This is a genomic window from Collinsella sp. SGI.241, assembly GCF_050312955.1.
Classification (GTDB): Bacteria; Actinomycetota; Coriobacteriia; order Coriobacteriales; family Coriobacteriaceae; genus Collinsella.
This window is the reverse complement of the sequence record NZ_JBNPKM010000001.1, coordinates 1-23,915: the sequence shown is the minus strand read 5'-3', so window position 1 is coordinate 23,915 and position 23,915 is coordinate 1. Positions and strand designations below refer to the sequence as shown.

25 protein-coding genes and 1 tRNA gene are annotated in these 23,915 nt (G+C 62.9%); 7 read left to right on the top strand and 19 right to left on the bottom strand.

The annotated features are described in order from the left end of the window. Positions 1–384: 384 nt before the first annotated feature. On the bottom strand, positions 385–2,328 hold the full coding sequence (locus ACQQ92_RS00130) for a DUF2207 family protein (RefSeq protein ID WP_427795462.1): 1,944 nt from the start codon (positions 2,326–2,328) through the stop codon (positions 385–387). A 525-nt stretch (positions 2,329–2,853) separates the two neighbouring features. Between ACQQ92_RS00130 and gluQRS the strand changes: the two genes are divergently transcribed. Continuing rightward, positions 2,854–3,864, top strand: coding sequence for a tRNA glutamyl-Q(34) synthetase GluQRS (gene gluQRS / locus ACQQ92_RS00125; protein ID WP_427795461.1), 1,011 nt, complete (start codon positions 2,854–2,856; stop codon positions 3,862–3,864). Positions 3,865–3,879: 15 nt separating this feature from the next. On the opposite strand, the gene ACQQ92_RS00120 is transcribed toward gluQRS, so the two are convergent. After that, positions 3,880–4,605, bottom strand: coding sequence for a metallophosphoesterase (locus ACQQ92_RS00120; protein WP_427795460.1), 726 nt, complete (start codon positions 4,603–4,605; stop codon positions 3,880–3,882). Positions 4,606–4,690: 85 nt separating this feature from the next. Beyond that, a complete protein-coding gene (locus ACQQ92_RS00115; protein ID WP_427795459.1) occupies positions 4,691–4,930 on the bottom strand; it encodes a hypothetical protein in 240 nt (79 codons plus the stop codon). Between the two features lie 555 nt (positions 4,931–5,485). Here ACQQ92_RS00115 and ACQQ92_RS00110 point away from each other — a divergent pair. From ACQQ92_RS00110 to ACQQ92_RS00100, 3 genes are read left to right on the top strand one after another with little or no spacing between them, the layout of a single operon-like run. Then, positions 5,486–6,028, top strand: coding sequence for a DUF4342 domain-containing protein (locus ACQQ92_RS00110; protein WP_427795458.1), 543 nt, complete (start codon positions 5,486–5,488; stop codon positions 6,026–6,028). A gap of 18 nt (positions 6,029–6,046) precedes the next feature. Beyond that, a complete protein-coding gene (locus ACQQ92_RS00105) occupies positions 6,047–6,832 on the top strand; it encodes a response regulator transcription factor (protein WP_427795457.1) in 786 nt (261 codons plus the stop codon). Further along, positions 6,816–8,108 (top strand): sensor histidine kinase, encoded by a 1,293-nt coding sequence (locus ACQQ92_RS00100; protein WP_427795456.1) that lies wholly within the window; start codon positions 6,816–6,818, stop codon positions 8,106–8,108. The genes ACQQ92_RS00105 and ACQQ92_RS00100 overlap by 17 nt, the downstream gene beginning before the upstream one ends. A gap of 291 nt (positions 8,109–8,399) precedes the next feature. On the opposite strand, the gene ACQQ92_RS00095 is transcribed toward ACQQ92_RS00100, so the two are convergent. Further along, entirely contained in the window at positions 8,400–8,774 is a 375-nt protein-coding gene (locus tag ACQQ92_RS00095; RefSeq protein ID WP_427718886.1) for a VOC family protein, read from the bottom strand. Between the two features lie 11 nt (positions 8,775–8,785). Continuing rightward, complete coding sequence (locus ACQQ92_RS00090; protein ID WP_055252380.1) at positions 8,786–9,073, bottom strand: PTS sugar transporter subunit IIB; 288 nt, start codon at positions 9,071–9,073, stop codon at positions 8,786–8,788. Between the two features lie 163 nt (positions 9,074–9,236). On the opposite strand from ACQQ92_RS00090, the gene ACQQ92_RS00085 reads away from it, so the two are divergent. Both ACQQ92_RS00085 and ACQQ92_RS00080 read left to right on the top strand, forming a co-directional pair. After that, entirely contained in the window at positions 9,237–9,860 is a 624-nt protein-coding gene (locus tag ACQQ92_RS00085) for a hypothetical protein (protein ID WP_154515083.1), read from the top strand. A gap of 31 nt (positions 9,861–9,891) precedes the next feature. Further along, positions 9,892–9,976, top strand: a tRNA-Leu gene (locus tag ACQQ92_RS00080). Between the two features lie 152 nt (positions 9,977–10,128). Here the strand turns inward: ACQQ92_RS00080 and ACQQ92_RS00075 are convergent. The 5 genes from ACQQ92_RS00075 to larC form a co-directional block, all read right to left on the bottom strand. Next, a complete protein-coding gene (locus ACQQ92_RS00075) occupies positions 10,129–11,130 on the bottom strand; it encodes a hypothetical protein (RefSeq protein ID WP_427795455.1) in 1,002 nt (333 codons plus the stop codon). A gap of 19 nt (positions 11,131–11,149) precedes the next feature. After that, entirely contained in the window at positions 11,150–11,734 is a 585-nt protein-coding gene (locus tag ACQQ92_RS00070) for a hypothetical protein (protein ID WP_427795454.1), read from the bottom strand. Positions 11,735–12,079: 345 nt separating this feature from the next. Then, the gene (gene mazG, locus ACQQ92_RS00065; RefSeq protein WP_427795453.1) at positions 12,080–12,940 is read right to left on the bottom strand and encodes a nucleoside triphosphate pyrophosphohydrolase; all 861 of its coding nucleotides are present in this window, start codon (positions 12,938–12,940) and stop codon (positions 12,080–12,082) included. 2 nt (positions 12,941–12,942) lie between these two features. After that, entirely contained in the window at positions 12,943–13,491 is a 549-nt protein-coding gene (gene yfcE / locus ACQQ92_RS00060; RefSeq protein WP_427728491.1) for a phosphodiesterase, read from the bottom strand. 68 nt (positions 13,492–13,559) lie between these two features. Then, complete coding sequence (gene larC, locus ACQQ92_RS00055) at positions 13,560–14,036, bottom strand: nickel insertion protein (protein WP_427728489.1); 477 nt, start codon at positions 14,034–14,036, stop codon at positions 13,560–13,562. 338 nt (positions 14,037–14,374) lie between these two features. On the opposite strand from larC, the gene ACQQ92_RS00050 reads away from it, so the two are divergent. After that, positions 14,375–15,286 (top strand): hypothetical protein, encoded by a 912-nt coding sequence (locus ACQQ92_RS00050; protein WP_427795452.1) that lies wholly within the window; start codon positions 14,375–14,377, stop codon positions 15,284–15,286. Between the two features lie 110 nt (positions 15,287–15,396). On the opposite strand, the gene hisE is transcribed toward ACQQ92_RS00050, so the two are convergent. From hisE to hisG, 9 genes are all read right to left on the bottom strand, one after another. After that, complete coding sequence (hisE, locus tag ACQQ92_RS00045) at positions 15,397–15,714, bottom strand: phosphoribosyl-ATP diphosphatase (protein WP_006235893.1); 318 nt, start codon at positions 15,712–15,714, stop codon at positions 15,397–15,399. A gap of 46 nt (positions 15,715–15,760) precedes the next feature. Continuing rightward, complete coding sequence (gene hisI / locus ACQQ92_RS00040) at positions 15,761–16,090, bottom strand: phosphoribosyl-AMP cyclohydrolase (protein ID WP_154515095.1); 330 nt, start codon at positions 16,088–16,090, stop codon at positions 15,761–15,763. A gap of 142 nt (positions 16,091–16,232) precedes the next feature. Continuing rightward, entirely contained in the window at positions 16,233–17,015 is a 783-nt protein-coding gene (gene hisF / locus ACQQ92_RS00035; RefSeq protein ID WP_117769949.1) for an imidazole glycerol phosphate synthase subunit HisF, read from the bottom strand. Between the two features lie 3 nt (positions 17,016–17,018). Beyond that, positions 17,019–17,762 carry a HisA/HisF-related TIM barrel protein gene (locus tag ACQQ92_RS00030; protein WP_427718862.1) on the bottom strand — a complete coding sequence of 248 codons (744 nt, stop codon included), beginning with the start codon at positions 17,760–17,762 and terminating at the stop codon, positions 17,019–17,021. Then, positions 17,759–18,460, bottom strand: a complete 702-nt coding sequence (locus ACQQ92_RS00025; protein WP_427718859.1) for an imidazole glycerol phosphate synthase subunit HisH — start codon at positions 18,458–18,460, stop codon at positions 17,759–17,761. The genes ACQQ92_RS00030 and ACQQ92_RS00025 overlap by 4 nt, the downstream gene beginning before the upstream one ends. 137 nt (positions 18,461–18,597) lie before the next feature. Further along, a complete protein-coding gene (gene hisB / locus ACQQ92_RS00020; protein WP_427795451.1) occupies positions 18,598–19,185 on the bottom strand; it encodes an imidazoleglycerol-phosphate dehydratase HisB in 588 nt (195 codons plus the stop codon). Then, the gene (gene hisC / locus ACQQ92_RS00015) at positions 19,186–20,301 is read right to left on the bottom strand and encodes a histidinol-phosphate transaminase (RefSeq protein WP_427795450.1); all 1,116 of its coding nucleotides are present in this window, start codon (positions 20,299–20,301) and stop codon (positions 19,186–19,188) included. Between the two features lies 1 nt (position 20,302). Next, entirely contained in the window at positions 20,303–21,739 is a 1,437-nt protein-coding gene (gene hisD / locus ACQQ92_RS00010; RefSeq protein ID WP_152067999.1) for a histidinol dehydrogenase, read from the bottom strand. A gap of 105 nt (positions 21,740–21,844) precedes the next feature. Continuing rightward, complete coding sequence (hisG, locus tag ACQQ92_RS00005) at positions 21,845–23,560, bottom strand: ATP phosphoribosyltransferase (protein WP_427728471.1); 1,716 nt, start codon at positions 23,558–23,560, stop codon at positions 21,845–21,847. Positions 23,561–23,915 lie beyond the last annotated feature (355 nt).

Here is a 23,915-nt window from a genome sequence, read left to right as displayed (position 1 = left end):
CCCTAAGTGCCGTCCGTGGAGCAAGCAGCCCCACTCGAAAACTCACAGGGAAAGCGCATCCCAGAATTCGCCTAAATTGCGGGATGTGGTTTCCGGAAGAGAGCCTCTTGAGAAACTGCATCCCGGTTTGAGCGCATATTCTGGGATGCACTTTCCGAATGGCACGTCTGGCGGAAACTGTGACCCAGAATCGAGGCCCAGAGTGGGATGCGCTTTCCGAAATCATCCCATCGGGAAAGACCATCCCGCTCTGCGCCTAAATAGCGGGATGCGGTTTCCGCGAAAGCTCGCCTTGGGAAAGCCTGCATCGCTTCTGAGCATAAAAATGGGATGGATCTTCCGGCAACAGCCGCCGGGGAAGACCCATCCCATGATTTGCGCTCGCTAGAACGTTCCGCCGCCGCCTCCGCCGACGCCGCCGCCCCCGCCGCCCGAGAAGCCACCACCGCCGCCGCCGCTCGAGCTATCGGAACTCGAAGCCAGCTCACGGATGCTCTCGTGATACACGCCATCGAACGAATCGAGCGGAGACTGGTTTCCGTAGTGATGGTAGTACCACCAGTAGCAGGGGTAATTGTCGTAGAAGCCGTCGGCCTCGCGCACCTCGGGCGGCACGGCCTCGGCAAGCTGACGCAGAACTTCCTTGGAAACGCCCAGCGCCGCACCCATCACCAGAAGTTTATTCCACAGCACCAGATCGCCGGGGACGGCTTCCTTTAGACGCGTGAAGTCCTCGAGCCAATGCTTGAGCGCCTTGCAGCGAGCCGCCACCTCGGCGCCCTCCGGCGTAAGGCGGCGGAACGTAAGGCCCACGCCAATACCCACCAGCACAATCGGCACCGAGATAACCGCGGCGACAATGTTCACCTGTGCGCCGTCGGTAAAGAAGATGGATCCCACGGGAACAAAGGCGATCAGAGTACCAAGAACCAGGCAAAACACCATTGCGACAATGCCGTCCGAGGCAACGTACTCGCTATCGGCCAGTTTGCCCTTAACGGTGCTCTGATAGTCCTTGAGCTTGTCGCCCACGGGCGTAGCGTGCTGCTTAACATAGTGTTGCAGCTCGTCAAACGTGCGCGAGCGATCGCCGTTCTCGTCGGGCTTAGCACCGGCAAAGAAAACCTTGAGCACCATGCGGTCAATGCCCTTGGCCGACCTCCAGCCCGCATCACTCACCGTCACACGATACGTCTGTTCCTCTTTTTCGCGATGGAGCAGGCCCTTCTTGCCCTTGGTCGCGATTGCCTCCTCTAACTTGATCACGCGATCGTCGGTGAGCTTCATGAGCGTGGCGATATATGCCTGATCGGGCACCTCGTTCCAGCTCATGAGGGCCGAAAGCACGGCGGGATGGTCGGCCGAGGGCACGTCGCGGAAGTATTCGTCCTGGAACAGCGGTTTGGGCTTGCGCTTGCGCAACTTGAGCACGACGATTGTGCCGGTAAAGGCCACCGCCGCGACAACGCTAACCACGGCAAGTGCATTGGCGATCATGCGGGCGTGAGCGCGGCGGGCGTTGGCCTCCTCGGCCCACGCCTTCTCCTCGCTCAGAATTGTCGACATGCGTTCCTTGCCCGAGGCGGCGAGCTGCGGCACCCAATCGCTGGGGAAGGCGATGCGCGCCTCGGCGAATTCGCCCTGATGCACGCAGGGTATGGTATAGGTGACCATGGGCTCGTCCGCGTCGAGCGACACGTCGCCCGTGAGCGGACCGTGGCCCCATGCACGGAAGTTATCGCCCTTGACGGCCGCCGTTCCGGCAGCGGCATTTGCGAAGTAAACTTCCATCTCGACGTCATCGGAGTCCGCAGACCAGCCGTCGCCCACAAACTTCCAGTAGAGCTCGGCGGTATCGGACCAGTTCATAACCGCACCGGTCATGGTGTAGCTCACGTAATAGATCGCGCTGTCGCCGCTCTCGTGGGGGCTGAACACCTTGATCTTTACGCCGCCGTCGGACTGCTCAACCGTATAGACGCCGTTGTCGCCTTTGTTTGCATAGTCAACCCTGCTAAACGCGGCATCATCTTCCTCGACGCTCAGCACATCGACACCCGCCGTACTACCCTGCTGGTTGGTGCCCGTATTGATATCCCAATACACGCCGTTGATGTCGTCGTCGAAATCAAACTGGCGTCCCTCGACAACGGTCAGCGACCCATCGGCCTCAACCGTGGCACCGATATAGGTTTGGGTCATGGAATACCCGTCGGCACGTGCAACGGCGGGCAACAGCAGCAGCACGCACGCGACGAGTGCGCAAATGGAAGCAAATCGCGCAAGCAGGCAGCGCTGCCGACAAGCATTGGCAACGGGGGCGTTCATAGGCACATCCTTTGTCTGTAAAACCAACAGCGCCATTGTCCCACGTTTGCGGGTACACATGACGAACATCTAGGCGACCGGAGCGCCAAACGGGATGAAAGTCATGCCTGCCGCCAGCAGCTAATCATTGGGTAGTCATTGGGGACGTTCTTAAATGACTAGTCATGAGGGACACCCTTGGCATGGCCCGCGCCAGCAATAGATGCCACTTCACAGCTCCGTCACAGGTGTAGCAGCTTTGTGTGGGCGCGGCACGCGCTGATTGAGCCGCCAGCCGAGGGGCATAAAGCAGTTGAGCGAAACCGGTTTGCCCCTTTGCCATTCGCTCGAGGATCATGTCCCCCTTTTCCGCGGAAACCCCGGCAGTTGCGAAGAGCTGCCGGGGTTTCTGTTGTCTAAGGTACTGAGTTGATCGACAGGAATCAAAGCACCGAGCCTGCGGCCCACCATACGCAATGCGGGGCCTCGACAACTTGCGGACCACAGTGACGCCTCCCCATCGCGCCCCGCGCTATACTCGTCCGCATGGATATCAACGCACGCAACATAGCAACGCCCGCCGCGAACGCGCCAACAACGCCGCCCGCCTCCGTTCCCGTACCTGTCGTAGGCCGTTTTGCCCCGTCGCCCTCGGGCCGCATGCACCTGGGCAACGTGTTCAGCTGCCTGTGCTCGTGGCTTTCGGCCCGCAGCCAAGGCGGCAGCATCGTGTTGCGCATCGAGGACCTGGACGATCGCTGCAAGCGCCCGGAACTTGCCGCTCAATTGATTGACGACCTGGCCTGGCTAGGGCTTGAATGGGACGAAGGCCCCTACTACCAGCACGATCGTCTGGACCTGTACGAGAGTGCCTTGCGCCGGCTGAATGACGCCGACCTCACCTATCCCTGCTTTTGTACGCGTGCCGAGCTCCACGCCGCGAGCGCGCCGCATGCCAGCGACGGCACGCCCATCTACCGCGGCGCCTGCCGAGGCCTTTCTGCCGAGGAGGCTGCCCGCCGCAGTGCCCTGCGCGCTCCCGCCACGCGCCTGCGCGTGCCCGCCGTCGACGACCTCGCCGGCGACGTGATCGAATTCGTGGACCGTACGTACGGCGCCCAATGCGAGGCACTCGCCACCGAGTGCGGCGACTTTTTGGTGCGCCGCAGCGACGGCGTGTTTGCCTACCAGCTAGCCGTGGTGGTCGACGACGCTGCCATGGGCGTCACCGAGGTCGTGCGCGGATGCGATCTGCTGGGCTCTACGCCCCGCCAAATCTATCTGCAGCATCTGCTGGGACTTCCCACGCCGCACTACGCGCACATTCCGCTGCTCATGTCGCCGGACGGCCGCCGTCTATCCAAGCGCGACCGCGACCTGGACCTGGGCAAACTACGCGCCCGCTTTGGCACACCCGAGGCGCTGCTGGGCTGGCTCGCCGGGCAAACGGGCATCACACCGGACACCACGCCGCGCTCTGCCGAGCAGCTGATCGAGCACTTTAGCTGGAATGTCATCCGCGCGCACCGCGAGAACATCGCTGTAACGGCCGAGTAGCCAAATACCTCGCCCCTACGCAACGTCCCAGGGCTGGAGTTCGTCGCCCAAGCGAACGATGCAGTCGTAGAGCACGGTATGGCGCTCGGCAGGGTTGGCGTCCCGATGAAAATGCCCGTAGTACCAGCGCTTGTAATCCAAGCGGTCTTCCAGCTCATCGAAAAATGCTGTAAGTCGGTCGACGGCGGGGTAATTCCAGCCGGGCGCAGGATAGAGCGTGGGCGAAAGCATGCGCGTAGAGCAGGTGTGGGTGACCACGTAGTCAACCTTCCAGCCCACGCTGTCGAGCTTTGTCCGCGCCTCCTCAAAGCTGCGCTCGTCCGGCAGCTCCTGTGGCCACCAGCTGGAATAGGGAATGCGGTATTCCTTATCCACGCTCGTGGCGCCGCCCATGGTAAAGATCGTTGAGCCGTCGAGCTCAAAAACCTCGCCGCGCGTCAGGCGCCGTATGGGAGAGGTGTCCGACAGGCGTTGCGTTAGCCCACCGTGCCACAGCTCCATGGGACGCTCCGCCCAGTGATCGAAGCGCTCGTGGTTGCCGTCGACGAACAGCACGGTATAGGGGCGCGACTCCAGCCAGGCGATGTCGGCGCATTCCTCGGCAGAGAAATCCCACGGAAAGCCAAAGTCGCCGGCGACAAGCAGATAGTCTTCGCTCGTCAGGCCATCCCCAAGGTCCCAGTCGCGCAGCTTTTGCATGTCGAGGCCGCCGTGAATATCGCCCGTCACATAGACCGTCATCGGATCACCGCTTCCCTGTAAGTCGCTAGACCGCATTCTGCACGATCACTAAGCCAACCGTTCCAGCCCTTCCATCCCTTAGGGCTTACCCCTCGTTCTTCCATCCAAACGGATCAAGCACCCAAAAAATCAGATCGAGCACGCCGCCGGTCATCATAGCGCCGGCAAGGGCCATGCAAAAGCGCAGAGAACCGGCACTTCGGAGCACGTCGAATGGTCCCAGAACAGCCAACAGCGCGACCGCTGCGCCGACCACGCACAGCGCGAGGCACGGCCCCGCGTCCTTGACGCACTTCTTTGCGAGATGCTTGGTGTTATCACTCATGAATATCGGACTCCTTAGAGGGCCGTTGTTTGGGTACATGCCGCCGCGGCAGAGCAGGGCGGCAGGGTAAGTGTCACATGCCGTGCGGACATCAATGGAGAAACCACCTGATCGACCAACCCTTAACGCCGTTTTGCACCGGCACCCCATCCCCCGCTATCGAGGTCTAATACTTTTCCGCGAAGTGAACGTCTGCTTTTGGACCCCTGAAGCATCCACATTTTTCGTCGGCAAAATCGCAGGATTTCAGCATCGAAACCGCAGGAAACGGCACCTCTAAAGTGTCGATGCTTCGGGGGTCAGTTTTAGCTCGTTCACTTCTCGGAAAAGTATTAGACCTCGCTGCTAGCTACCCAGAAGGGCACCTCTTCCTTCCCCACAGCACCCAAAAACTCATCCAACATTAATCTTGGCTCAAGAATCGCTTAATCTATAACCTGCACTATAAAGTTCGACCAAGGGCGGGGCGGCGCCGCGCAACGCAGACCGCTGAACGCAACGCTCGCGCCCGGGCAGATCGCCCGGCGTCGCGCCCATCGAACGAAAGGACAGGTCATGGACGACCTCGAAAAAGTTGAAACCATCCGCACCAAGTGCAACGTGAGCTACACCGATGCCAAGGCCGCGCTCGACACCGCCGACGGCAACGTTTTGGACGCCATCATTTGGCTCGAATCGCAAGGCAAGACCCAGACCACATCGGCGCACGCCGCCACCGAATCCGAGCCGGTCGATGAACCCTCGGCCGAGATGGTCGCCGCGCAGGCAGCCTACGAGAAGTCGAGCGAAAAGACTGACTTTTCCAAGAAGATGGACAGCGTGTGGGAGTACCTCAAAAAGCTCTTCCGCCTGAGCCTGGACACCAAGTTTATCGCCACGCGCCGCGACGCCATCATCCTCAACATCCCCATCCTGATCCCCATCGTCGCCCTGTTTGCCTGGGGCGCCACGATATGGCTCATGCTGATTGGCCTATTCTTTGGCATGCGCTACCGCATCGATAGCGACGGCGACGTGCCCGGCAGCATCAACAACCTTATGAATCACGCCGCCGACGCCGCGGACGACATCAAGCAAAACCTGAACGACGACAAGTAATCGCAGACGGGGGCACACATGGCACAGATCCTGATCGTAGAGGACGAGGAGAAAATCGCCCGCTTTGTGACGCTCGAGCTGGAGCACGAGGGCTACCAGGTGGAGCACGCCGCCGACGGCCGCACCGCCGTGGACTTGGCGCTGGAGCACGACTGCGATCTGATTCTGCTCGATGTGCTGTTGCCGCAGTTCAACGGCATGGAGGTCCTGCGACGTGTCCGCAAGCACAAGGATGTGCCGGTGATTATGGTCACCGCACGCGATGCCGTGATGGACAAGGTGGCCGGGCTCGATGCCGGCGCCGACGACTACTTGACCAAGCCGTTTGCGATTGAGGAGCTGTTCGCACGGATTCGCGTGGCGCTGAAGCGCGCGGAGGCCGTGCGGACGGCTTCGGGCGTTGGCGGCGCCGGCGCTGGGGCGGGCATGGCGGGCGGCGCGGGCGGCGACGCCGCTGCGGTGCCCCCGGTCAGCGAGTCGACCAAGGCTTCCGTCGCGCCCTCCCCCGCCGCGCTCACCGTGGGTTCGGTCGTGCTCGACCCCGACCGCCGCGAAGTCACGGTCGGCGGCTCGCCCATCGCGCTCACGGCCCGCGAGTTCGACGTTCTCGCCCTGCTTATGACACATGCCGAAACCGTGCTCACACGCGAGCGCATCGCGCACGAGGCGCTGGGCTACGAATACGTGGGCGACACCAACAACGTCGACGTGCACATCGCGCACCTGCGTGCCAAGATCGAGGACGCCGGCGGCGCCCGCATCATCCAGACCGTGCGCGGGGTGGGCTATGTCTGCCGTGCGTAACGCCGAGGCCAAGCGTGTCACCTCCATCGCCCGCGCCATCAACTGGAGCTATATATGGCGCCGCCTGATGAGCTACGTCTGGCTCGATCTGCTGCTGGTGGTGATTGCGGCGGCGATCCTCGTCTATGGATACAACCAGACGCTGCCCGACGGTGCGTTTACCGCAGGATGGATCCCCAGCGCCGCCGTTCACGGCATGTCGCTGAAGCCCGCGCGCGACTGGGACCTGACAACGCTCACCTATACCGTCGAACTTGCTACCACCAAGACTTTCCCTCTCGCGCAGGACCTCGTCGCGCTATGGCCTCTCTACCTTGTCGTTGTGGGTTGGCAGGTCATCAGCGTGCTCAACATGCTCGGCGGCGCAAGGCACGTGCGTCGCACCATGGCACCGCTCAACGACTTGGCCCTGCGCGTGGACGAACTCGGCCGCATGCAACTCTCCGGCGGCAAAATGGAAACGCTGGAACAGGCCATCGAGCGTGCAAGCGTCGACTCGCCAAGCGTCACCACCGGCGACGCCGACCTGGCAAGCATCGAGGTCGCGCTCAACCGGCTGCTGCGCCAGATGCAAGAGGCCAAGCTGCAGCAGATGCGCTTTGTCAACGATGCAAGCCACGAGCTGCGCACGCCCATCGCGGTGATTCAGGGCTACGTAAACATGCTCGACCGCTGGGGCAAAGACGACCCAGCCGTGCTGGCAGAGTCCATCGCATCCCTCAAGGCCGAAAGCGAGCATATGCAGGAGCTCGTGGAGCAGCTGCTGTTTTTGGCACGCGGCGATGCCGGGCGCACGGTCCTGCGGCGTGCGCATACCAACCTGGCCGCACTGGTCGGCGAGGTGTGCGAGGAATCGCAGATGATCGACGCCGCGCACACGTATCGGCTGGCTTTTGACGCTGCATTTGCCAACGATCCGCGCTGCGACGCACCTGTCGACGTGGCGCTTGTGAAGCAGGCTCTGCGCGTGATCGTGCAGAACGCAGCCAAGTATTCGAACGCGGGAACGACCGTCACGTTTGCCATAACTCCCGATACGGGCACGGGCGCGATCGACATAAGTGTTGAGGACGAGGGTATCGGTATGAACCAGGAGTCCGCAGCTCACGCGTTTGAACGGTTCTACCGCGCCGACAACGCACGCGATGCCGGCGCGCAGGGCTCGGGCCTGGGGCTTGCCATTGCTAAGTGGATTGTCGATAGCCATGGCGGCGCCATTGGCGTGACCTCGGTCGAGGGCGTCGGTAGCCGCTTTACGATTCGCCTGCCACGGTAGGAAGCCCCCTCGTGAATCGAGGTCTAATACTTTTCCGGAAAAGTGAACGAGCGTATTTGGACCCCTGAAGCATCCACATTTTTCGACGGGATAATCGCAGGATTCCAGCATCAAAACCGCAGGAAACGGTACCCTCAAAGTGTCGATGCTTCGGGGGTCCAATTCTGCTCGTTCACTTTTCCGGAAAAGTATTAGACCCCGATTTCATGTCCCCTCAAAAGGTCGCCCCCTCGGCAAAAAGGGATAGGGCCATGCGGCCCTATCCCTTTTTTCGTTATAGCAGCTTGCGCGCTACTCGCGACACAGGTGCACGGCGAAGCCGGCGAACTCGCGCTTAAAGTACACAAGCTTGGTGCCGCCGTCGGGCAGCAGCACGCGCGACTCCTCGTTGACCTCGAGCCCGTGCTCGGCAAACCACTTCTCGGCAGCATCGATGTCGTTGACGGCAAAGCCTATGTGGCCCTTGGCGCCACGACCGTTCTGCTTCATGATCTCGACCAGCGAGTCGTTAAAGTACGAAATCGGGGTCTCGCTGACGGGCAGGCCCATCATCGTCGAGAACAGCTCCGCGATCTCTAGGGCGTCTGCCGGGTCGGTGGCGTTAATGCCCACATGGGCAACGCGCATGCCAAAGAGCTCGACCGGGTTGGCGTTCTGCTCGTTCATACAGGCAGCGCCTACTGAGCCATGACGTCGAGAACGGCCTTCTCGGCAGCGACGCGGTTCATGCCGGTCATAAAGGGCACGCCGCTCACGTACGGGCAGGTGAGGCCCTCGGGGGCAACGGTGGTGGCGATCAGCAGGTCGGCGCCCTCGTCGCAAGCGTCCTTGGCCTCGGAAATGGCGCACTGCACGATCTCATACTTGCCGGCGTAACCGTTGGCGTCGAGCATGGTGGCGACCTTCTGGGCAACGAGCGTGGAAGTAGCAGCGCCAGCACCGCAAGCCAAAACGATCTTCTTCATAGGTAATGTCTCCCTTCATGGTTTACTTTAGGTAAGTGTACCGCAGCGAGCGATGGCGCTCGGCCTCGATGCACTTTTGTGCCAGTTTGCTTGCACGCTGCGTATAATACATCTAGTACGTTTTGTCATACCGCTTGTTTTACGAGCGACCGAGGAGCTCAATATGCCCGATTCCCGCACACTCTGGACCGTCGTCGTTGTCATCTGTATCGTCGTGTCGCTGCTCTTTAGCATCAAAAAACGCACCACGTTTAAACGCCTGCAGCGGCTCATGGCCGCCAAACAGTGGGACGAGTTCGATCGTTTGCTCGACGGCAAACTCACCAGCATGCTGTACCCGCGCTACAACCGCGACTACCTGCGCCTGAACTCCTATCTGCTGCGCGAGGACCACGAGCGCGCCGACGAGATGTTTGACCTGCTGCTGGGGCTCAACCTGCCCAAGATGCAGCGCGTCGATCTGGTGATCAAGGCCTTTAACTACTACGTTGGCCAGGAGGACCGCAAAAAGTCCAAGGAGCTGCTGCACGAGATCAAGGGCTTTGAGGGTGGCCAAGCCGAGGCAGTCGCGCACGAATGCCAGCTGATGTACGACACGATGATCCTCAAGCGCCACAACGACATTCCCGAGCTGGAGCGCATGCTCGAGGATGTCGGCAACGACCCGGTCAAGCGCTGCCGACTGGAGTACCTGCTGGCCCTGCAGTACCAAAACAAGGGCGACGAGGCAAAGTTCCAAGAGTTCCTCGAGAAGTCGGGCCAACACTCGATGGCCGTCAACGCGTAACGGACGGCTTGTGCTAGACTTCTAGTCTTACGGGGGCGTGGCGGAATTGGCATACGCAGGAGACTTAAAATCTCTCGCCGCAAGGATTGTGGGTTCGAGTCCCACCGCCCCTACCACGTATTGTTTACGAGCCCGTGTCCCTTTGGAATGCGGGCTCGCTTCTTTTGGACACCGTCAAGCCTCTAAGAAGTTGCGGTGGAATAGTTCCTGTTTTGGCAGTTTATCAGCCCATTTAGGAACTATTTCACCGCAACTTATGAGGGGATGGTTAAAGGACGCTGAGGCTGGGGGTCCAGGCGATGGTGGGGGTCGCGCCGTCGAGAACCTCGTTGATGGTGGCGGCCATTCCGGCGAGCAGGCTGTTCTCGCTTACAGTGAGCGCGTCGTAGCCGCCGGCTCGCATGAGCTCGCGAATCACCACAGCACCAGCCAGGATCACGCCCGCACGCTTGGGTTGCACGCCTGGCAACGCGGCGATGCCCGCGACATCCAGCGAGGACATGCGCTCGATAGCGTCCGAAACCTGGTCCAGCGAAAGCTCGCGCAGGTGCACAAAACTCGAATCATACGGCTCCAGCTCGTGAACGAGCGCAACGAGCGTGGTGACGGTGCCACCCACCGCGACCAGGCGCTCGGCTCGCTCAAAGTCGACAGGCAAGCTCTTAAAGTAGCCTGCAAACTGCTCGTTTGCCCACGCGCCAGCGGCGGCAAGCTCGCTGCCCGTTGGCGGCAGCGCCGAGAAAAACCGCTCCGTCACGCGGCGACAGCCGATGTCCAGCGAGCGCGTTCCCTCCAGCGCAAAGATCCCACGCTCCGGCGCATAGACGCCCGTCGCGAGCTCCGTGGATCCGCCACCCGAATCGGTAACAATGATGCGCTCGCCGGCAAAGTCGTGCGCCACGCCAAAAAACGTCAGGCGCGCCTCGACCTCGCCCGGAATCACCTGCGGCTCGAGCCCCAGCTCGCGCAGGCCGTCCAGCAGCAGCGCGGCATTGGACGCATCGCGCGCGGCGCTCGTGCACGTGGTGCAGATGCACGCGGCCCCAAAGGCACGGGCCTCGTCCACAAACATTCGGCACGCAGCGAGCACGCGCCCAACGGCCGCCTCGCAAAAGCGCCCCGTTGCGTCCACGCCCTCGCCCAAGTCGGTAATCTCGGTATGCTTGGACGATTCCACGATCGCCCCGTCCTCGACCTGGGCCAGCACCAGTCGCGACGACACCGTTCCCAGGTCAATCGCCGCCACCTTATATCGTTTGCAATTCGTCATTGCGGCCCCCCTCCGGGCGCTACTCGCCATTGGACACGACTGCCTGGCCCTCGACGCCGTTAAATCCAAACAGCATGTCGAGCGTCTGGATGTACCACGGCGCGTCCTTGCCGACCTCTTCGATTTCCTTGGCAACTTCGCTGGCCTTCTTGGCGTTCGACGACTTCTGGCTCGACGAGGTATCGGAATCGTCGTCCAGGCCCTGCACTTCAATCCTCTTCTCGCCGGGCATAACCAGACCCAGGTCCTCGGTCGCCGCGTCCTTAATGCCCTCCTCCGAGAGCAGCTTGTCGACGCTTTTTTGCAGGTCGTCATTATATTGCTCGCGAATCTCGACCTGCTTGGCCAAGATGTCGCTCGAGCGTTTTGCCACATACAGGTCGCGCACCGGGAAGTACAGGCTCACGAGCGCCAGGGCGACGACAATGCCAACAAACAGCCCTCGCTGGGGACCGTGGGTAAAATCATAGATTGCCTTGACCACCGCGTTATCGTTGGCGTAGTGCATAAAGTCCGAGCCCGAAAGACGGCTTGAGGGACGGCGCGGCTTGTCGGACGCCTGGGTCGAAGGGCGCGACGTATGCTTGGAACGCGATGGGCACACCGGACTGTCCGAGGAACTATTTGGCTGAGCATTGGGATGCGAAGTCGCCGGCGAGCTATACCTGGAGCGATCAGCGCCAGCATAACCAGACCCGCCAAGCTGCACCGAATGCGCACGGCGAGGTGACGGTTCGCGCGAACCGGCGGAATAGTGCCTGTTGTCGTAAATCTGATCCATGTGCGCCTTGTGCGGTTGAGGTTTGTTTGCGCTAAGTCCTTTAGTTATAGCACGCGGGCGGACCAGCCGGACGAGCCGTAGGACAAATCCATTACTCGAGCGCGCGTGGTCGCCAACGGGCAAGTCGGCGGGGCGCCGCCCTTACGCCCCGCCGACCAACACCGTGTCCTACTCCTCTGCCTTTGCGGCATCCCACAGGTCGTTGAGCCCGTGGGTCGAAAGCTCGGCAAGATCAACATGGGCATCGGCCGCCATCTGCTCCATTGCGGCCCAACGGCGGCGGAACTTTGCCGTACTGGCACGAAGGGCGCTCTCGGCGTCGATGCCCTCCTTGCGCGCAACGTTGACCAGGGCAAAGAGCAGGTCGCCAAACTCCATCTCGCGCTCGGGCGAGCCGGGCTCCTCGGCCTCAAACTCGGCACGTTCCTCGGCGACCTCGTCCCACACGTCCTGGACCGTCTCCCACTCAAAGCCCACGGCAGCCGCCTTGCGCGACACCTTCTGAGCCTGCATCAGCGCCGGCAGATGCGTGGGCACGCCGTCGAGCAGGCCCTCGGGCGCAGCATCGCCCGCCGCCACGGCCTGGTCCTTGGCGGCCTTCTCGGCAAGCTTGACCTCGTCCCAAATCTTGAGCACCTCGTCGGAGTTGTCGGCATCCACATCGCCAAACACGTGCGGATGGCGGCGAATGAGCTTGGCGTCGATATCGCGCGCCACGTCGGCCAGCGTAAACTCGCCGGCGTCCGCCGCAATCTGTGCATGCAGCACGACTTGCATGAGCACATCGCCCAGCTCCTCGCGAAGATGGGCCGCGTCATCCGCCTCGATGCAGTCGAGCGCCTCGTAGGCCTCCTCGATCATGTTCTTGCCAATGCTCTGGTGCGTCTGCTCGCGGTCCCACGGGCAGCCGTCGGGCTGACGCAGGCGCCAGATAGTCTGTACCAGATGTTGTAACTCGGCCGATGCATCGACCAGCGTGGACAGGTCGCGCGAGCCTTCGGCATTTTGCTGAGCCATGTGCTCGGCCATGGTTAGTCCTCCTCCATGATCACATGGCGGAACGCGCCGCCCTCGTAGATACCATAGCTGTGCGTGCCGTCCTTGGGGATGCTCACGCTGCCGGGATTGAAGAGCCACAGACCCGGGTGTGCGGTGCTTTCCTCGTTGACCTTGACGTGCGTGTGGCCGTAGACGAGCGCGGAGCCCTCGGGCAGCGCGGGCGCGTGGTCGACGCTGTTGTGCATGCCGGCGCCAAAGACGTGGCCGTGCGTCAGGAACAGCTCGCGGCCGACCTCGTCGAACAGTGCGGAGTAGTCGGCCATGACGGGAAAGTCGAGAACCATCTGGTCGACCTCGGCGTCGCAGTTGCCGCGCACCGCGATAATGCGGTCGGCCAGGGCGTTGAGCAGCGGAATCACGCGCTTGGGAGCGTAGTCGCGCGGCAGGTCGTTGCGCGGACCATGATAAAGCAGGTCGCCCAGCAGGACGATGCGGTCGGGCTGCTCGGCTTCGATGGCGGCGCAGAGGCGCTCGGTCCAATATGCCGAGCCGTGGATGTCAGAAGCGATGAGGTATTTCATGGAGGTCCTTTCGGGGTGGGGTTGACGTGGCCGGGCGCGGAATGTCGCCACCAGCCGCGTTATTCAAATCACAGTGCCGCGCTCTGGGCCGCCTGCATCACGCGTTGGAGCGGCACATTGTGCTCACGGGCAAGGCGGGCGCAGTCTTCGTACTCGGGCGCCGCACGCTCACTGCCGTCGGGCAAGGTGGCCACCTTGACGGACACCTCGCCCCACGGCGTCGTTACGCGCTCAAAGTAGCGCGGCAGGCAAACGCGCTCCATAACCTGGCGGCGAATGCCATTGGTCGTGGTTTCCAAAAAGATGATCGTCTGCAGGCGCTCGATATCCTCGTGGGTGCAGATTACCTGCAACTGCCAGCCAGGACGGCCTTTCTTGCAATAGAGGGGCAGCCAGTGCACCTCGCGCGCGCCGGCCTCGCGCAGGCGGTCGGCGGCGTAGGCGAGCACCTCGGGCGACGCGTCGTCGATGTCGCACTCCAGCTTGACGATGGTTTCGGGCGCATCGGTCTCGCGGGACAGCGGAGATGTAGTTCCACGTTGCATACGGTCCGGCTCCTTTCCGCACGGGCTCGTTTTATTCACCCAAACGCTAGCACATCGCGAGCGGCGCAAGTGTGGCGGCGCGCGATGAGCGCGATTTTCCTTGTCTGCAAGAACCGACACTCCACCGCCTCGGCCAAACATGTACATCAGCCTCCAAACATGTCATTTTTTGTCGGTTTTGGAGGCTAAGGTACATGATTCGAAGCAAGGCCGATGTCGCGAGCCCGCCCTTATGCGCCGCCCGTCCTTTCCAGTCGATTTCGGCCCCCGGCGCGCACATCGCACTGGGGGCCGCGCCGTTACAATGGAGCAGATTCGCTTGACGTAAAGGAGCCGCCATGCCTGCTTGCCCGCTGGTCGATTGCCATACTCACACCTCGTTTTCGGACGGACACGCCTCGTTTGAAGACAACGTCCGCGCCGCTGCTGCGGCCGGTTGCCGCACCATGGTCTCGGCCGATCACCTTACCCTGCCTGCCAGCATGGATGCCACCTGCGAGGTACAGGTTGTCGAGGGCGACCTGCCGGCGCATCGTCTGGCTTTTGAGGATGCCCGCAAGCTTGCCGCGCAGATTGCGCCGGAGCTCGAGCTTGTCTATGGCTTTGAGTGCGATTGGTACGAAGGCTGCGAGCCTTTGGTTGAGCGCTGGTCCCGGGGCGCCGTCGTACGCCTGGGCAGCGTGCATTGGATTGGTAACCCGGGCAATATCATGGCAGGCGCTGCGGGCACGACGGGGACAGAGGGCGTCGCACGCCCCGATACGCCCGACTCACGCTGCGGCTGGATCGACGACGACACCAACCTGCACGTTTGGGAAAACTTAGGTGTGCGCGGCGTGTGGGAGTGCTATGTCGATGACTGGTGCCGCGCCTGCGAAAGCTCGCTCAATTTTGATGTGATGGCTCACCCCGACCTGGTCATGCGCTTTTCGAAGGAAGGCTTTGCGCCCGATTTTGACCCTGCACCGTTTTGGCAGCAGATGGCCGAGTGTGCGCACGATACGGGCCGCCGCGTTGAGGTCTCGACCGCCGCACCGCGCAAGGGGCTCGACGACTACTATCCCGCGACCGGCCTTTTGCGCTGCTTTGCCCATGCTGAGGCGCCCATTACCTTTGGCTCGGATGCGCACCGCGCCTGTGATATTTGCTGGAATATCCGCGAGGCCCAAGCCCATGCCTACGACTGCGGCTACCGAACCTTCGACATCCCCCACCCCACCGGCGAATGGGAGTCCATACCCCTCGCCTAGCCATCCCTTCATAAGTTGCGGTGAAATAGTTCCTGTTTATAGCCCCAAGACCGTCAAACAAGAACTATTCCACCGCAACTTCTATGGTCATCGGGGACGTTCTTTAACGACTAGTGGCGGCGGGCGTTGAGTTCGCCGGCCAGCTCGTCGAGGGTAATGCCGTAGCGCTCAAGCGTCACGAGCAGGTGGTAGACCAGGTCACCAGCCTCGTAGCGAATGTGATCATGGTCGTTATCCTTGCAGGCCATGATCACCTCGCTCGCCTCCTCGGCAAGCTTCTTGAGCAGCTCATCCTCCACATCGGTCAGCAGTCGAGCGGTATAGCTTTCCTGCGGCGACGCATCGCGACGACCGTGAATCACCTCGGCCAGCCCCGTTAGCGTCTCGCCGATATTTCCATCCTGAACATTTGCGGTACGCACACCCATGGTTCAATCCTTTCTGGTCGGCCAAGCGCCTGGTCGAGCGCCCGCCCTACGCGAGTTTCTTAAAGAAGCAGGTACGGTTGCCGGTATGGCAGGCCGGACCCGGCGAGTCGACCTTGACCAGCAGCGTGTCGCTATCGCAGTCGGCCCAGAGTTCACGAACCTCCTGCATGTTGCCACTCGTCGCGCCCTTGTTCCAGAGCTCCTGGCGACTGCGGCTCCAGAACCACGTGGTGCCGGTCTTGAGCGTCAGCCCCACCGACTCCTCGTTCATCCAGGCAACCATAAGCACCTCGCCGGTGTCATACTGCTGAACCACACAAGGAATCAGCCCGCGGGCGTCGTACGCAAGCTTTGAAGGATCGGTTATCTCTTCCATTTCTCTCCCCAAATTCAAACATCGCAGGTCGGCGAGGGTTGTCCAGGTGCCCGAGATTCCGAGCGACAAGCCCGACGACGCGTACTTAAGTACGCGAGGAGGGTTGGAGCCGGAAGGTCGGGTGCCTGGGCAAGCCGCAGCGCTAGAAGTCCAACCTGACAGGGATGCCTTGAGAGGCCATATACTCCTTCACCTGGCGAATGCTGAAGGTTCCAAAGTGAAAGACGCTCGCCGCCAGCACGGCGTCGGCCTCGCCCTCGATCACGCCCTCGGCAAAATGCTCGAGCGTGCCCACGCCGCCGCTCGCGATGACGGGGATTGGCACCGCGCGGGCTACGGCGCGGGTGAGCGCCAAATCAAAACCGGCCTTGGTGCCGTCGCGGTCCATGCTGGTGAGCAAGATCTCGCCGGCGCCGCGACGAGCCGCCTCCTCGGCCCACGCCACCGCGTCGATGCCCGTGGCGTTGCGACCTCCTGCGGTAAAGACCTCCCACTTGTCGGCACCGGATGCGCCGGGTAGGCCGACGCGCTTGGCATCGATCGCCACGACCACGGCCTGGCTGCCAAACGCCGCGGCAGCCTGGCTAATCAGCGACGGATCGCGCACGGCCGCCGAGTTGAGCGACACCTTGTCGGCACCGGCGGCAACCATGGTGCGCATGCCCGCCAGGTCGCGAAAGCCGCCGCCCACGGTATAGGGAATGGCGAGCTCCTCGGCCGCATGTGCCGCCATCTCGATGGTCGTCGCGCGGTTGTCGCTCGTGGCAGTAATGTCCAGGAAGACGACCTCGTCCGCACCCTCGCGGTCGTAGGCGCGGGCCAGTTCTACCGGATCGCCCGCATCGCGCAAGCTCACAAAGTTAACCCCCTTGACCACGCGGCCGTCCTTGACGTCCAGACAGGGAATTACGCGCTTGGTAAGCATGGGCTACTCCTCCCCTCGGGCGGCGGCCAACGCCTGGGCCAGCGTAAAGTTGCCCTCGTAAAGCGCACGGCCGGTAATGGCGCCTTCAATCGCGCCCTCACCCACCGCGGCCAGTGCGCGGATGTCGTCGAGCGTCGAGATGCCGCCCGAAGCCACGACGGGAAAGCCCGCGACCTCGGCCACATGGCGATACGCCGCCACATCGATACCCGTCTGCATGCCATCGCGCGCGATGTCGGTATACACCAGATGCTTAAAGCCCAGCTCGGAAAGCTGCGCCACGGCATCGTCGAGCGCCACACCTGCGCCGTCGCGCCAGCCGTTCACCTTGACCTGACCGTCTCGCGCGGCGATGTCTGCCACCAGCAACTCGCCAAAGCCTTGGGCTGCCACTTCGGCAAAACCCGGCTCGGTCACCAGCACGGTGCCCAGCGCGATACGGCATGCGCCGTAGCCTGCCAACTCGTCGATGCGCGCAAGCGAGCGGACGCCGCCGCCCACGTCCACGGACAGACCGTCGACGCCGCAGATGGCCTTAATCGCCGCCGAGTTGGCAGCGCGTGCGCCCTCGTCCTCGCCAAAGGCAGCGGACAGGTCGACGACGTGCACCCAGCTCGCGCCCTGTTCGGCAAACGTGCGGGCAACGGCCACGGGATCGTCGGAATATACCTTGCAGCGGCTGCGGTCACCGCGCTCCAGGCGCACGACCTTGCCGCCGATCAGATCGATTGCGGGAAACAGGATCATCGGCCAACCTCCTCGACGATGCTCACAAAGTTCTTAAGGATGCGCTGACCCAGCGCGGAGGATTTCTCGGGATGGAACTGGCAGCCCCACACGTTGCCATGGCGCACGATGCACGGGAAGCTCCGCGTATAGTGTGTGCACGCCAGCACATCGGCGGCATCGGCGTCGTCAGCCACCGCGTAGCTGTGGGTGAAGTACATGTTGGCACCCTCGGCAAAACCGGCAAGCAGCGGATCGGCCGCACCGGCGGGCGTCATGTGCACCTGGTCCCAGCCCACGTGCGGCACCTTCAGGCGGCTCGACTCCAAGCGCGTGCACGAACCGCGCATAATGCCCAGGCCATCGACCCAGGGACCGCCAGCCTGCTCGGGGGCGCTGCCGTCGGCGACCGCGCCCTCGTCCGCAGGCACGCCCTCGTTGCCGCGCTCAAAAAATAGCTGAAGGCCCAGGCAGATGCCGAACAGCGGGGTTCCGGCGGCAACGGCGTCGAGCACCGCGTCCGCCTCGCCGCTCTGGCGCATAAAGGCGATCGCGTCATAGAACGCACCCACGCCCGGGATGACCAGGCCGTCGGCGCGGCGGATCTGCTCCGGATCGTCCGACGTGCAGGCGGCGGCACCGGCGCGCACAAGCCCGCGCACGACGCTCGACAAGTTGCCCTTGTGGTAGTCGACCACCACGATCTTCGGTTCGCCCACGCGACCCTCCTTTTTCCCATTCAAAACCTGCCAAAAAGGGACAGGTTTATTTTGGTCGGTTAAACGTTCACCCACCGTATGAGACAGCATTTCCGCAGATAAAACCTGCCAAAATAAACCTGTCCCTTTTTGGCAGGCTACAGCGAGCCCTTGGTGCTGGGGATGCCCTGCACGCGGGGATCGAGCTCGCAGGCGTGGCGCATCGTGCGGCCCACGGCCTTAAAGGCGGCCTCGATAATGTGATGCGAGTTGCCGCCTGCGAGCTCGCGCACGTGCAGCGTGAGCTTGGCATCGCGCGCAAAGGCATAGAAGAACTCGACGGCCAGCTCGGTATCGAAGCTGCCCACACGTTCGGTCGGCACGGGCAGCTCGCAGTAGGCCTGGCCGCGACCCGAAATGTCCACGGCGGCCATCACGAGCGTCTCGTCCATGGCAATCGCCGCGTCTGCAAAGCGCGTAATACCCGCCTTGTCGCCCAGCGCTTGGCAAAACGCCTCACCCAGCACAATGCCCGTGTCCTCGACGGTATGGTGCGCGTCGACCTCCACGTCGCCTACTGCATGCACCGTCAAATCAAACAGGCCATGGCGGCCAAAGGCGTTGAGCATGTGGTCGAAAAACGGCACGCCGGTCGAGATGTCGCACACGCCGCATCCGTCCAGGTCGAGTTTGACAACAATGTCGGTCTCCCCCGTCTTGCGGGTCACCTCGGCATAACGGCTCATCTACATCTCCTCCTTCACCAGCGCGGCAAACGCAGCCAGCACCTCATCGTTTTCCTGCGGGGTGCCCACGGTAATGCGCAGACAGTCCGCAAGCCCCGGCGCGTAGCTAAAGTCGCGCACCAAAATCGAATACTCGTCGCGCAGGCGCTCACGCACGCGCGTAGCATGCGGCGTGCGCACGAGCACAAAGTTCGCCGCACTCGGCCATGCCTCCACGGGCAGACCCCCGGCAGCCATTGCGCGCAGGGCACACAGTTCGCGCTCGCGCTCGGATGCGACCTGTGCCACCACGGGAGCATACGCATCGCGGGCACGCACGCAGGCAAGCGCCGCCGCCTGGCTCAGCACGTTGACCGAATAGATCTGGCGAATCGCCGCAAACACGTCGATGACCTCGGGCGCCGCAATCACATAGCCCAGACGCGTGCCGGCGGCGCCAAACGACTTGGACAGCGTATGCAGGATCACCAGGTTGGGATGCTCGGCGATAAGTCCCTGCGCTGTGGTGGCCGCGCCAAACGAATCATCAGCAAACTCCACGTAGGCCTCGTCGACCATCACCACGCCGGGGCACGCATCGCACAGGGCCGCGACAAAGTCGAGCGGTGCCACGTCGCCCGTGGGGTTATTGGGCGAGGTCACGATTGCCAGGTTGCACTCGGGCGCCGCCGCGAGCACGGCAGCCTGGTCGAGCTCAAAGGTCGCGGGGTCTCGCCACACGTCGCGCACCTCGGTCTGGCAGAGCGACGCAAAGAACGCATACTCGCTAAAACACGGCGGGCAGTTGAGCAGGGTCCGCCCCGCGCCGCCAAACGCCAGCAGGTAGTTATAGAGCAGCTCGTCGCCGCCGTTGCCCACGCAGATATTCTCGCGCGCCACGCCATGCCAAGCGGCAAGCTCGTCGCGCAGGTCGTTCGACATGGGATCGGGGTAGCGGTTGAGCGGCGTGGCAGCCAGGGCGGCGTCGACCGCCTCGCGCACGCCAGCCGGCACAGGATAGGTGTTCTCGTTGGCCGAAAGGTTGATGCGCGTGGGCGTAAAGTTGGGATTGTAGGGCTCAATGCCAGCCAAGTAGGGCTGGACGAGCTCCTTCATGCGAGACGTCAGCTCGGCCATATTAGGCCTCCTCGCCAGTCGCGCCAGCGCCATCCGCGCTTGCAGCCGCTAGGTCCACACCCTCGGCGACCGTCGCCACGGCGTCGCCCGGCCAGGCGACCTTGGTCAGGTCGGCCGCGGCCAGAGACTCAGCACTCACGGCACCCTCGCCCTGCTCCAGCACACGGCGACGCAGTGCGGCGGAAAGCGCGTGTGCCCACAGGCCCTCGGCCTCGGCCAGGCGCTGCGTCGCGGGAGCGTCCGAGAGCAGGCCCTCGGGCGTATAGCAAATGACACTCGAGCGCTTGACGAATTCTTCGACCGAAAGCGGGTTGGAGAACATGGCCGTGCCGCCGGTCGGCAGCGTGTGGTTGGGGCCGGCAACATAATCGCCAAGCGGCTCGGAGCTCCAAGCGCCCACAAAGATGGCGCCGGCGTTGCGAATGCCGCCGAGCAGGCCCATCGCATCCTTGCAGTGCAGCTCCAGGTGCTCGGGCGCCACGGTGTTCACCGCCTCGACGGCAGCAGCCATATCGGCGGCCACCACGATGGTGCCCTCGTTGTCGAGCGAGGCGCGCGTGATCTCGGCACGCGGGGACTGTGCCACCAAAATGTCGATACCCGCCTCGACCTCGCGCGCAAACTGCTCGTCGCAGGTCACCAGATAGCAGGCTGCTAGCGGATCGTGCTCGGCCTGGGCCATCAGGTCGGCTGCGACCACCATGGGCTTAGCCGTGGCATCTGCCAGCACGCAGACCTCGGAGGGGCCGGCGACCATGTCGATGCCCACGTCGCCCGAGACAATCTGCTTGGCCGCGGCAACAAAGGCGTTGCCCGGACCGGTGATTTTGTCGACGCGCGGAATGGTCTCGGTACCGTACGCCAGCGCGGCCACGGCCTGGGCGCCGCCCACCATATAGATCTCGTCCACGCCGCCGAGCTTTGCCGCCGCGAGCGTGTAGGGACTGATCAGGCCGTCCTTTTGCGGCGGGGTCACCATGACCACGCGCTCAACGCCGGCCACCTTGGCGGGAATGGCATTCATGAGCACCGTGGAGGGATACTGCGCGCGACCGCCCGGCACGTAGATGCCGGCTGCCGCAAGCGGGGTCACCTTAACGCCGAGCATGGTGCCATCTGCACGCGTGGTAAACCAGCTCTGCTCGACCTCGCGCTGGTGGAACTCGCGAATCTGGCGCGCAGCCTTCTCGAGCGCCGCGACAAAGGCCGGATCGAGGCCCTCGAGCGCGGCATCGATCTGCTCTTGCGGCAGACGGAAGCTCTGCAGCTCAACACCGTCAAAACGCTGACAGTAGTCGCGCACCGCGGCATCGCCGTTGGCGCGCACGTTGGCCACGATATCGCGGGCGGCGTCGACGATGTTTTGCGGCAGCACGCCCTTACGGTTGAGCTGGTTGGTAACGAGACGCTCACCGGGAGCAAGCTTGATAGTCTTCATGTCGGTATCCCCTATCGGTCGAGGTTGTGTTCGAAAAACGAGAGGCCGGGCGGCGGCGCCCATCGGCCCGCAGCCCAGACGTTGGGGCGCCCGTGCGTGCTCGCGCTATTGTGCCGAGCCCGCAACGGGCTCAAAATGCTTGTCCTTAACGGCCGCCGCCAAGCGATCTGCCAGATTGCGTACGCGCGGATCCAAGCGAGCGGCACCCGGGTTGACAAAAAAGCGCGCCGTGCAGTCCATAATGCGGCCGGTGATGACCAAATCGTTGTCGCGCAGCGTGGCACCCGTGGCGGTAATATCCACGATACGGTCGGTCATGCCGACGATGGGGCCCAGCTCGATGTTACCGTGCAGCGAGACGATATCGGCGTTCACACCGCGCTCGGCATACCAGGCACTCGCGATGCGCGGATATTTGGTAGCCACGCGAAGCGACCCGCGGCGGGCATAGTTGCGCTCGGCCTGACCGGCGCGCCACGCGGGCTCCGCCTCGATAAAGGTGCACAGGCCATAGCCCAAGTCGACCAGCTGCAGCAGGTTGAGGTCGGCCTCGATGAGCGAATCCCAGCCGCAGATGCCGCAATCGGCGCCACCGCAGCCCACAAAGGCGGGCGCATCGCTGGGTCGCACGATAACAAACTCGATATCGCCGACCGTGCCCTCACCGGCACGCGTGTCGCGACCGCGCACAATCAGGTGACGGCCGGGGTCACGCAACTCAGAGACATCCAGGCCCGCGGCCTCGAGCACGTCGAGCGTGTCTGCCTTAAGCGAGCCCTTGGGCACGGCAATGCGCAGCGGACCCTCGGCGCCACGGCCCGCGGCGTGATCGCCGTCGGAAGCGGTGTCCTCTGCCGAGGTACGCGCGGCCTCCAGGCGCTCGAGCGAAAAGGCGAAGCCCGCCGCCGGCACCTCGATGCCGTCGCCAAATGCACCGGTAAAGATGGAGTCGTAGCGTCCGCCCGAACCGACCGGATCGGGCAAGCCGCCGGCATAGGCCTTAAAGACCAGGCCCGTGTAGTAATCGAAAGAGTTCATGATGGAGAAATCGAACGACAGCACCTGGGCGTCCTCGGGAGCCAAACCCTCGACCAGGGCACGCAGCTCGCGCGTCGGCGGCGCGGCGATACCGGCGGCCTCCAGCAGCGCGTCCACGCGGTCGAGCACCTCGGCACCACCGTGCAGGCGCGGCAGTTCGCTAATGGCGGCCTTGACGGCATCAGACTCGGTGCTGGCAGCCACGCGGGCATCGAGGCCCACAAAGTCGTTGGCATGCACGCAGCGCAGGGCCTCGGCTGCCAGCTCGCGATCCTCGCACGCCGCGAGCAGCTCCTTAAAAGGACGCACGCTACCTGCGATAATACGAGCATCGGGAAGCGCCAGCTTACGCACGGCCTCGGCCACCAGCGAAACAATCTCTACATCGCCCGCGGTATCGCCCGCACCGATAAGCTCAAAGCCCAGCTGCGTAAACTGACGCGAGCCACCGGCATTGCGCTGGCACTCGCGAACCACCGGCGCCTCGTAGCGAAGGCGCAGGGGCAAATCGGCCGCACGCATGCGGGTCGAAACCAGGCGCACGATCGGCAGCGTGTTGTCGGGACGGACCACCAGCAGGCGACCATCATCGTCAAAGAGCTTAAACGGCGTGTCCGCAATGCGGCCGCCCTCCTCGAGTGAGCCCTTGTCCTCGAGCAGTGGCGTCTCGACCGGCAGGTAATGATGCTCCCTAAAGCAGCCCTTCACCGTACATGCGATCTCCTCGCGCGCCTGAGCCTCCTCGGGCAATATGTCCCGGAATCCCCACGGTGTGGCCGTCATCTGGTGAGCCTCCTCATGCTGTGTTTCATATAGAACGAAAGACCGGCATAGCTCCGCCGGTCTTCTGGGTACTTTAGCATACTAGAGTGCTTGCGGGGAGAACCGTCCCCTTCGGCTCACAGCGTATTCATTTGGAAACATAGGGGTGGATTGCCCGCGGTCCCGCTCGCCCAGCGGAAAAGTTCACGGACGAGGACGAGGGCGGGGCCGGGGTGCTTGGTTTTGGAAGTGGGCTTCGCGAACTTCCAAAACCAAGCACCCCGGCCCCGCCCCGGCAATGTAATCTTGGCTGACCATAGTTAGATGCACGGCTTCTAAGGCAGCGTAAGCAAGGTCCCCATTACATAAAAAAGAA

Excerpts from the sequence above, each read along its gene's own strand:
- hisG (WP_427728471.1), bottom strand. The coding sequence starts at position 23,560 with ATGACGGCCACACCGTGGGGATTCCGGGACATATTGCCCGAGGAGGCT.
- hisE (WP_006235893.1), bottom strand. The coding sequence starts at position 15,714 with ATGGGTGTGCGTACCGCAAATGTTCAGGATGGAAATATCGGCGAGACG.
- hisC (WP_427795450.1), bottom strand. The coding sequence starts at position 20,301 with ATGGCCGAGCTGACGTCTCGCATGAAGGAGCTCGTCCAGCCCTACTTG.
- mazG (WP_427795453.1), bottom strand. The coding sequence starts at position 12,940 with ATGGCCGAGCACATGGCTCAGCAAAATGCCGAAGGCTCGCGCGACCTG.
- hisI (WP_154515095.1), bottom strand. The coding sequence starts at position 16,090 with ATGGAAGAGATAACCGATCCTTCAAAGCTTGCGTACGACGCCCGCGGG.
- ACQQ92_RS00050 (WP_427795452.1), top strand. The coding sequence starts at position 14,375 with ATGCCTGCTTGCCCGCTGGTCGATTGCCATACTCACACCTCGTTTTCG.
- ACQQ92_RS00120 (WP_427795460.1), bottom strand. The coding sequence starts at position 4,605 with ATGACGGTCTATGTGACGGGCGATATTCACGGCGGCCTCGACATGCAA.
- ACQQ92_RS00110 (WP_427795458.1), top strand. The coding sequence starts at position 5,486 with ATGGACGACCTCGAAAAAGTTGAAACCATCCGCACCAAGTGCAACGTG.
- hisD (WP_152067999.1), bottom strand. The coding sequence starts at position 21,739 with ATGAAGACTATCAAGCTTGCTCCCGGTGAGCGTCTCGTTACCAACCAG.
- yfcE (WP_427728491.1), bottom strand. The coding sequence starts at position 13,491 with ATGAAATACCTCATCGCTTCTGACATCCACGGCTCGGCATATTGGACC.
- hisF (WP_117769949.1), bottom strand. The coding sequence starts at position 17,015 with ATGCTTACCAAGCGCGTAATTCCCTGTCTGGACGTCAAGGACGGCCGC.
- ACQQ92_RS00105 (WP_427795457.1), top strand. The coding sequence starts at position 6,047 with ATGGCACAGATCCTGATCGTAGAGGACGAGGAGAAAATCGCCCGCTTT.
- ACQQ92_RS00030 (WP_427718862.1), bottom strand. The coding sequence starts at position 17,762 with ATGATCCTGTTTCCCGCAATCGATCTGATCGGCGGCAAGGTCGTGCGC.
- ACQQ92_RS00100 (WP_427795456.1), top strand. The coding sequence starts at position 6,816 with ATGTCTGCCGTGCGTAACGCCGAGGCCAAGCGTGTCACCTCCATCGCC.
- ACQQ92_RS00090 (WP_055252380.1), bottom strand. The coding sequence starts at position 9,073 with ATGAAGAAGATCGTTTTGGCTTGCGGTGCTGGCGCTGCTACTTCCACG.
- ACQQ92_RS00095 (WP_427718886.1), bottom strand. The coding sequence starts at position 8,774 with ATGAACGAGCAGAACGCCAACCCGGTCGAGCTCTTTGGCATGCGCGTT.
- ACQQ92_RS00075 (WP_427795455.1), bottom strand. The coding sequence starts at position 11,130 with ATGACGAATTGCAAACGATATAAGGTGGCGGCGATTGACCTGGGAACG.
- gluQRS (WP_427795461.1), top strand. The coding sequence starts at position 2,854 with ATGGATATCAACGCACGCAACATAGCAACGCCCGCCGCGAACGCGCCA.
- larC (WP_427728489.1), bottom strand. The coding sequence starts at position 14,036 with ATGCAACGTGGAACTACATCTCCGCTGTCCCGCGAGACCGATGCGCCC.
- ACQQ92_RS00115 (WP_427795459.1), bottom strand. The coding sequence starts at position 4,930 with ATGAGTGATAACACCAAGCATCTCGCAAAGAAGTGCGTCAAGGACGCG.
- ACQQ92_RS00130 (WP_427795462.1), bottom strand. The coding sequence starts at position 2,328 with ATGAACGCCCCCGTTGCCAATGCTTGTCGGCAGCGCTGCCTGCTTGCG.
- hisB (WP_427795451.1), bottom strand. The coding sequence starts at position 19,185 with ATGAGCCGTTATGCCGAGGTGACCCGCAAGACGGGGGAGACCGACATT.
- ACQQ92_RS00085 (WP_154515083.1), top strand. The coding sequence starts at position 9,237 with ATGCCCGATTCCCGCACACTCTGGACCGTCGTCGTTGTCATCTGTATC.